This window comes from Salinimonas profundi, assembly GCF_014750655.1.
Lineage (GTDB): Bacteria > Pseudomonadota > Gammaproteobacteria > Enterobacterales > Alteromonadaceae > Alteromonas > Alteromonas profundi_A.
Window position 1 is genome coordinate 628778 of sequence record NZ_JABBXD010000002.1, and the last position, 8536, is coordinate 637313.

Below are 8536 nucleotides of genomic sequence, written 5' to 3' on the forward strand. Positions count from 1 at the left end.
GATGTCACACCCCGTCTCTCTGGCCGGAAAACTTCAGCGGGTTCTTTTTCCCCGGCTGCTTGCTGCCTTGTTTGTTGTAAGCATTTTGATTTGTGGTGCCGTGTTGTATTTCGCACAGGAGCAGGTTGCTGACCGGCAAATGCACCACGCAAAAATTCTTCAGGATGACATTCAAATCAGCTTGCAGGATGCGCTGCGCCTGTTACAAAGCGTTGCAGACAATGACATCATCGTGAACAGCTTTATTGATTATGAGCAGCGTGATACCTATCTGCCGCTTTTCTTTCGTACATTACGACTAACCCGTTCCGACGCCTTCAGGCTTGCACTATATGATTTTGCCGCGCAGCCGATTATTACAAAAAACTGGAATTCTGCGCTGCCTGATGATTTTGTGCAGCAGTGGCAGTCACGCACACTCGAAGCGGGCTCAAAGACAGTAGAAGTCACTGCTGATGGCGTGATGCTGGCGGTCCCCGTCAGGCTGGGTGACAGTGTCGAAGGGGCGCTGGTGTTATATGTTGATCGCATTGAGGATTTGATTTATCCCCGGGAAAATACAGCGGTACAGATAATCACTGATAACGACAATGTCGTGTTGTACAGCAGTGACGATACAGTGGTTGCCCGCGGTCAGTCATTTTCCGATAGTCAGTTTGCTAACTGGATCAGCCAGACTCTGCATTGGAATACCCTTAACGTACACAGTCTGGCTCCGCTGAGCACCGTTTATCAATCGCTGTTCTGGTTATTGTCATTGCTATTGTGCTGTATTATTGCCACGGTGTTGATCAGTGTTTATGCCGTCAGACGTTCGGCAAGTCTTGCCGGAGAAACCCTCTCGTCACTGCATAACTCTATTGCTGAAAGCATGTATAACCAAACGCCATCGCGCTCAGTGGCGCCTCCCGACGAAGCCGCCGAGCTCGCGCTTATCCGTGATGCATTTGATGAGTTGAAAGATAACCTGCTTTCAATATCGCTTTCTAACCGGCAGTTTGCCAATGTTATTGATTCTCTGGAGGAGTTACTGGTCGTTCTGGATAATAATGACAATGTCCTGATGGCCAACCGTCCCTACAGCGATAGTGCCCATACGCTCGGTTTCGATCACCGCATGCTGAGCAGCTTAAAAAATGAGGTCAGCGAAAGCAGCAGTACTATCGATAAGTCGTATGTAAATAAATATCATCAGGAAGTCACGATAAAGTGGGAGCTGTTGCCGTTTAGCGATCAGAATAAGAATATTATCGGCAGCATTCTGATTGGTAACAATGTCACAGAAAGACGCAAGCTTGAAAGCATGAACAGGCTGATGAGCCATGCGATGCAAAGTGCTACGGTGGCCATCGGTATAGCCGAGTTTACAGAAAGCCGCCTTTCCATTATCTACGTCAATGAGTATTTCACCCGTCTCACCGGTTACGCCCTGGACGATGTAAAAGGCAAACCGCTGGTCACGCTTACCGGACAACAGACTGAGCTGCAAAAAATTGAAATCATCAATACCCAGATACAGTCAGGCGAATCGGTAGATGAAACTATTGTACTGCATAAACAAAACGGCAGTGTTTTTCACACCCGTCTGATACTGACGCCGGTCAGATACAACAAAACGGTCACCCACTATGTTGCGTTTTGTCAGGATATCACTGAGCAGGAGCAAACCCGTCGTTATCTGATCGACGCAAAAGCCAAAGCTGAAGAGTCAGCCCGTTTGAAGTCCAGCTTCCTGGCGAGTATGAGTCATGAAGTCAGAACGCCATTGCACGGGGTTTCTGGTACATTACAGCTTATTGATAACACCCCGCTGGACGAAAGGCAGCAGTACTATTTGTCGCTGGCGCGCCAAAGCCTGCAAAACCTTCAGCATATTGTTGATGATATCCTCGACTTTTCAAAGATTGAGGCGGGTCAGCTGAACATTGAACGTATTAACTTCAATTTGCCTCTGCTTATTAAAACAATAACTGCGCAGTATGAGCCAGAGTGTGAAAAAAAATCTGTTACCCTCCATACCACTACAGCATTTAATGATGCAACCATGGTCTGTGGTGACCCTGTGCGTTTGCGTCAAATTCTGGGTAACCTTTTAAGCAATGCCGTTAAGTTTACCGAAAGCGGTCATATTAAATTGCAGTTCCTGTTAGATAAAAACCAACACCAGCTCACGCTGACCGGGCGTGTAACGGATTCAGGGATTGGTATTGATAAAGACAAATGTGAATCGATTTTTGAAGTATTCACTCAGGAAGATAGCACAACCACCCGTCGGTTCGGTGGGACCGGCCTGGGATTGGCCATCACCCGCCAGCTATGTCAGTTACTTGGTGGTGATATTGAGGTCGATAGTCAAAAGGGCACGGGGAGTACGTTCCAGTTCACGATTCATCTTTTGCCAGCTAACGAGCTACCGGCCGCTGAAGCAATCGATTCTGCCGCCGCCCCCATTGATTCAGTACCACAGTCGCTGCGCATTCTGTTGGTGGAAGATAATAAAATTAATCAAATCATTGCCAAAGAAAATTTAAAAAACCATAAACTGATGATGGCAGAAACCGGTGAAGCAGCGTTGGCTGCGCTTAGACACGTGAAAACGCCATTTGATCTGGTTCTGATGGATTGTCAGATGCCTGTAATGGATGGCTACGAGGCCACCCGGCGCATTCGCGCTGGAGAGGCCGGTCAGACACATCAGACTGTGCCGGTTATCGCGCTTACCGCTAACGCCATGAAAGGCGATAAAGAAGCCTGTTTTGAAGCAGGCATGACCGATTATATTTCCAAACCGTTTACCGCTGAGGATCTGGCCAGGGTGTTGGGACGTATATCAGCCTGAGAAATCTGAACAAACTTCTTTTACTGGCACACTATTCGCTTAAACTTTCACTTAGTAATGTGAATATTATTTATGATGTATCCGGGTAACCAATCTGATCATGACATCTTCCTCATCCGACAAACAGACCGTCAAGACCGGCCAGCGACAGGCGGTACAACTGGCAAATAGTGAGCATATTCTGCGTATTGCCGCACTTTTGATAGCTGTGGTAATGGGGTTTATCTGTTTGCAATCGGGTACAGCTTATTTTACCGCCTCACGTTCTGCTGCGCAGGTTGAATCCTGGTTTAGTGGCGAAAGTTTACCTGATGCCGGTGAATTGCAATCGGTACAAAAAAATTTGGAAAGTGTGGATATTGCGCTGCTTGATGATGCTTCAGTGAAAATAGCGCTGGCAAAGCTTTATATTGTTCGCGCGCAAACAGAAACCAGTGACGTTTATTTTGAAGCCGCCCGCAAAGCGATATCTGACGCTCGTCTGATGCAGCCCAGCCATTTCGAGGCGTTGGCATTACAGGTGTTTTTAGATGATTATTTATCCCAAAGTGATAAGGATACGTTTGCGGCGATGTCGACCTTACTACAACTTGCGCCATACGAAAAAAATGTGCAGCAGTTAGTGGGGCCCATTCTGATTAAGCGCTGGTATACACTTCCTCCAAAGCTTAAAGAAAGTGGCGAAAAGCTGATGACCAGCGCCTTACGTGAACCTGAAACCAGAGAACAAATGTTATCGGCGATGCGCCGCTACAAAATTGCAGCGCCTTTTAGCTGCTGCTCGCCTAATAAGGAAACGTCCGCGAAGTTACGTATGCTGGAGGCCGAAGCGGCAAATGCCACTTACCAGTAACCAACATCCTGTTGATACTCTTGCGCGATTTTTTCTCTACGCTCTGCTTATTATAGCGCCGTGGCTGCACGGTGCCGAGCAAGCGTGGGAGCAGCTGTTTACTGCAGCAGGTATATTCATTGTTTTATTGTTCATCCTGACCTCGCGCCATATCCCCCTGGTTTCACTAAATCAGGCGATGCCTGTTATCTGTCTGTTTGCCCTGTGGCTGGCTTACTGCACGCTGTACCTCATCCCGCTTCCTGCGGGGGTGATTCAGTTCATCAGCCCGGCAACGTTCGATTGGCATACTCAGGTAGATAAGGCCAGTGCCGGTTACTTATCGGTGTACCGACAAGCTTCTCTGATTGAGCTGTTAAAGTATGGGGCACTGGTTGCGTTGTTTATTATTGTAATAACGCTGTTTAATAGTATTAAGAAGTTACGCCAACTGGCGCTGGTTTTGGTAACGGGTGCAGCAACCACCGCCATTTATTCCCAGGTGAATTATATTACCGGCGGTGAATTTGAACTGGTTTCGGCTATTCCACCGTGGGATTTCAGTTGGCACGAAGGGATCAGAGGCACGTTCAGTTATAAAAATCAGTATGCGATGTATCTGGTTATGGCAATTTGTGTTGTCGCAGGATTGATCGCAGACACCGTTATCTGCCAGCGACGTGCTACGGGGCGATGGTTATCCGCACGGACAGCCTGGCTTGTCGTTGCGTTTATTTTGTTAATTGTCACGTTGCTAAATACCAGCTCACGCGGTGCGCTTCTGGCGATAATATTATCCTCCTTCGTAACGATGTCACTGCTTATCGCCAGAAACCGCTTTCTGGCAACACGACTTCTCAGCAAAAAAATATTGATATCAGCGGCGTTAGCGCTGGCCGTGCTAGGCGCTGGCTTTACGCAATCTTCTATTTACGATCGATTTACCAGTCAGAAAATGGAAGATAATGGTCGCGCGATGCTGCGCCAGACTGCCATTGACGTTTTTTCAGATTATCCTGTGATGGGTACCGGCCCTGGTACCTACCCGTACGTACAACATCAGTACAAGCCGTTATTGCTGGGGAACTCCCAAATGTCTAAACGTGCGCACAATGATTATCTGGAAACATTGGCTACCCAGGGTGTGATTGGTTTTATCTTGTTAGCCATGCCACTGGCACTCATGTGCTTTACGCTGATGCGCACGTCATTATGTGCATCCGACGCTGGCCTGCTTATTGGCACTCAAACCGCCATACTTGCATACCTCTTTCAGGCCACATTTGATGTGAATGCCGGTGTGTTTATCCTTCCTGTTACCTTTATTTTGCTACTGAGTATCGGCTGGCGACTGTCCAGTCAGTCTCTTAGCGAGCAGGCTTTCACTACCCGCGCGTAATACGTCCTGCTCCCTGAACTGCACCCAGGCATGTGACAATTAACACTTTTTTCACCATCACTTGAACATTAAGTACCCGTTTGCCCGTATGTAAGCCCATATTCAATCATTTCTATTTTTGCCCAGAGAAATCAGGCTTAACAGGAGAGTAAGATGTCACACTTTGTTGCACTCAATCCTCATCAGCACCAGAACCTTAAGGTCATAACGGACAAAGTGGCGCAGACGGGTAGTCAGAATCAAACTATCTCAGTAGTGCTCAGTGAATTCAGTGATTTGATTGTGCAATACCCAATCGTCTTTACCAAAGATCCTGACTCAGGGCAGTTTGTGTGTTCCGCACTGATGGGTTTTGAAAAAGGTGAAAATCTGTATTGGCGCGATGGCCGCTGGGAAGGGCTGTATATTCCTGCCCAAATTCAGCGTCGCCCTTTTTATATCGGCCAGCAACACGATGAAGACGGTGATCATCACCTGGTGTGCGTGGACACCCAAAGCGATGTGGTCAGCGACAGTGAGGGCGAACCCCTGTTTAATGAAGATGGAAAACCCACGCCACTCATGGCTGATAAGCAGGAATTGCTGGCACTATTATTAGAAGGTGAGCAGCAGACCAAAGCGTTTATCAAGGCACTGGTTGAGCTTGAGTTATTAACGCCTATCGCGCTGGATATTGCCTTTATTGATGGCTCATCGAAAAAGGTAGAAGGCATTTATACCATTGATGAGGACCGACTGGCGGGGCTGTATGGTGAAACTGTTGCGATTTTGCATGAGCGCGGGTTTCTGGCGCCAGCCTATACCATGCTGGCGTCACATGCGCATATCTATTCACTGATTGAGCGCAAGAACAAAACACTCTCTGAAAACAAAGGTGGGTAAAATAAGCGGCACTGCCGCTTATTAAAATGAGTGGGAGTCGGCCGGTAAGCCGGGTTGTTTGATCCTATGGCTCAATCTTACCGCTTCATGTATGCTCTCTACAAGAACTGAGTGTGACAATCTGTGTAACACCTATACATTCTTTCACTACTAAGTAAACTGTCTTCTCCACCTTACTTGATTTAAGTAAAATACCTTTTATTGGGATTAGCTCAAAAATATTTCAACTGCATATGGAAATGTTAATTAAATTATTCAACAGGAAATATAAGAATATAGCAAAAGAAGCTCGTCAAAACTGCATCCTTTATTGCTACTACATGGCTCTCATAGTCTTTGATAAAGAAAGCGACTTTGATATAAATTATTCCAGAGGCCTCGAAGCATTTAACTTTATTGACAAAGAACTAGGAAATGAAGAAACAGAAAATCTTGACTTTAAATCTAGCTCTCTTGTTTCTTGGCTAAAATCTGACGGGTATATATACTCTCTTATTGCATGTAAAGAAAAAACGTTTTATCAATATCTCTTAAATGACTTAGGTGGAAGAACACCAATCTTCTCCATTAGATACCTATTAAAGAAGTACAGGAAGTCAAAATCGATAGCTAAGAAAAAGGACCAGACTCTACCTTTAAGAGAAAGTAGCAAAGAGACAAAAAAAAGAATTAATAAAAAAATAAAAAAACACAGGGATACAAAGGTAAGAGAAGAAGCTATAAGTCGCTATGGCAATATTAAGTTACCTAAAGTAAACTTAGCATTAGTAAGCTCTGTATCAACTATTTTAATTCTCGCATCAAGCCTATACTACAATAAAGAACTATTCTCCTCACTAAATCTGCCTATCGAAGGCATATTAACTCCGTCAGATTATATATATAGCAGCTTTACATTTATAATTTATTTATTCTTTTCACTTTTAATATCAGCTATATTTATAATTTTGATGTTAAAAAATCTGATAACTAACGAAATCAAAGAAGAAACATTCGGACTTACAAGCGACAAACAAAAAAATGAGTTAAGCCTTGTTGCGAGTGTAATTATATTTTTAAATAGTAGTGCGCTGCTTCTTTTATTTCATGACTTAGAAAAAGCTCAAACCGCATTAGATACATTACTCCCTTTGAATATAACATTAGTTGTAATATACTTTTTGAAAAAAGCACCGTTTCACTTCTTCGAGAAACCAAGAAGAGCGTACATGCTATTCTTAACTCTAATTTTATTTATATCTGCAACTTACAATAAGACTCAATACGAAATAAAAAGAATAGTAAGGGAAAGCAGTAACTCTCGCTTTGAGATAAAAAGAAAATCCAACAATAAGTATTACGACCTAATAAAATCAACTGAAAAATATGTAATTATAAGAAACAAAGATCAATCCTTCACTCTCATACCGAACGCTGACGTTTCAGAAATTAAAAGAAAACATTAAAATTTAGTGTGTAAGTGTTAAGCAGACAGAGTTGTATAGATGAAAGATGCTTATAAATTTAAAATATCAAGAGCTTCTTACCCTCATAATAGTCTGGCGACTTACTTCGAACTTTCTAGCTAGACTGGATATACTTTGTCCATCTTCAATTGCAGCCTTTACTGCCTTCCTTTGATGTTCAGTAAGGGCTGATTTTCTACCAAACTTAACTCCCTTACACTGAGCAGCTATTCTGCCCTCTGTAGTACGCTGTGCGATGAGATCTCTTTCAAGTTGAGCAAAGACACCAATAAGGGAAAGCTGTGCTGTAGCGAACGGAGAATCATTTGTAGTATCAATTGACCCATCTAGGGTTTTAAAGGTTGCCCCTTTATCTTTAAGCGATTGAATGGTTTCCAATATTGCTTTAAGACTACGCCCTAACCTATCTAGTTTAGTAACAACAACAATATCACCATCCCTTACATAATCCACCAGCTCCTTCAGCTTCTGTTCATTCTGTTCTGAAGCCCCAGACTGTTTACCGTGAAAGATCTTATTACACTTAGCATCTCTTAATGCTGCGATCTGATTATCTAAGTCTTGCCCTACTGTTGATACTCTTGCATATCCGATGTATTCCATTTACCTACCCTGTACGAAATTTAAGATATTCGGACAGAGTATCGCTCACATGTACTAAATATACAAATTTTAATTTAGGACATGTACGATTAACAGATATATATTTCGTACATATGACTAAGATGTCCTGTTAGGAATAAAAAAAGATGCCTATTGAAACCCTTTTGATGCTAGTAAATTTTTTATAGCTTCCAATGTTACGACTATACCGAAGAAGGGAATCAGGAATTTCTCCTCCTCTCTATCGGCGAGAGCTAATAGGTTTGACAATAATACCTCTGCCTGCTCCATAGTTACTTTTTCTATGCTTAAGGCAGGTACATCTTCCATTTGCTTTATCCACTTGTCATCTGACGATGATGGGTATACTAATACCTAATTAAACCTAGATTAACTGTACTAAAAGGCAGGTTTAATTAGACTTAAACTAGGTTTATTGTAAGCGTCCGGTAATCCCCACATTCAAAACCTGACATAGCTACTGCATGGTGTTCTTCCACAAAGGAGAACACCCA

The 8536-nt window shown here is 43.6% G+C and carries 7 protein-coding genes; 5 read left to right on the forward strand and 2 right to left on the reverse strand.

Annotated elements, in window-relative coordinates:
* The first annotated feature begins 1 nt into the window (after position 1).
* The 5 genes from HHX48_RS07295 (at position 2) to HHX48_RS07315 (ending at position 7397) form a co-directional block, all read left to right on the forward strand.
* Entirely contained in the window at positions 2-2839 is a 2838-nt protein-coding gene (locus HHX48_RS07295; protein ID WP_191023637.1) for a hybrid sensor histidine kinase/response regulator, read from the forward strand.
* 100 nt (positions 2840-2939) lie between these two features.
* Complete coding sequence (locus HHX48_RS07300) at positions 2940-3692, forward strand: hypothetical protein (protein WP_191023639.1); 753 nt, start codon at positions 2940-2942, stop codon at positions 3690-3692.
* Complete coding sequence (locus HHX48_RS07305; RefSeq protein ID WP_191023641.1) at positions 3676-5070, forward strand: O-antigen ligase family protein; 1395 nt, start codon at positions 3676-3678, stop codon at positions 5068-5070. The genes HHX48_RS07300 and HHX48_RS07305 overlap by 17 nt, the downstream gene beginning before the upstream one ends.
* A gap of 153 nt (positions 5071-5223) precedes the next feature.
* Positions 5224-5952 carry a SapC family protein gene (locus HHX48_RS07310; protein WP_191023643.1) on the forward strand — a complete coding sequence of 243 codons (729 nt, stop codon included), beginning with the start codon at positions 5224-5226 and terminating at the stop codon, positions 5950-5952.
* A gap of 239 nt (positions 5953-6191) precedes the next feature.
* Entirely contained in the window at positions 6192-7397 is a 1206-nt protein-coding gene (locus HHX48_RS07315) for a hypothetical protein (protein WP_191023645.1), read from the forward strand.
* 66 nt (positions 7398-7463) lie between these two features.
* Here the strand turns inward: HHX48_RS07315 and HHX48_RS07320 are convergent, their stop codons facing one another.
* Together HHX48_RS07320 and HHX48_RS07325 are read right to left on the reverse strand one after the other, a co-directional pair.
* Positions 7464-8021: a recombinase family protein gene (locus HHX48_RS07320; protein ID WP_191023647.1), complete on the reverse strand. Its 558-nt coding sequence runs from the start codon at positions 8019-8021 to the stop codon at positions 7464-7466.
* Between the two features lie 150 nt (positions 8022-8171).
* Complete coding sequence (locus tag HHX48_RS07325) at positions 8172-8351, reverse strand: hypothetical protein (protein ID WP_191023649.1); 180 nt, start codon at positions 8349-8351, stop codon at positions 8172-8174.
* Between the last annotated feature and the right edge of the window lie 185 nt (positions 8352-8536).

Coding starts and splice junctions, on each gene's coding strand:
- HHX48_RS07295 (WP_191023637.1), top strand. CDS start 2: ATGTCACACCCCGTCTCTCTGGCCGGAAAACTTCAGCGGGTTCTTTTT.
- HHX48_RS07300 (WP_191023639.1), top strand. CDS start 2,940: ATGACATCTTCCTCATCCGACAAACAGACCGTCAAGACCGGCCAGCGA.
- HHX48_RS07305 (WP_191023641.1), top strand. CDS start 3,676: ATGCCACTTACCAGTAACCAACATCCTGTTGATACTCTTGCGCGATTT.
- HHX48_RS07310 (WP_191023643.1), top strand. CDS start 5,224: ATGTCACACTTTGTTGCACTCAATCCTCATCAGCACCAGAACCTTAAG.
- HHX48_RS07315 (WP_191023645.1), top strand. CDS start 6,192: ATGTTAATTAAATTATTCAACAGGAAATATAAGAATATAGCAAAAGAA.
- HHX48_RS07320 (WP_191023647.1), bottom strand. CDS start 8,021: ATGGAATACATCGGATATGCAAGAGTATCAACAGTAGGGCAAGACTTA.
- HHX48_RS07325 (WP_191023649.1), bottom strand. CDS start 8,351: ATGGAAGATGTACCTGCCTTAAGCATAGAAAAAGTAACTATGGAGCAG.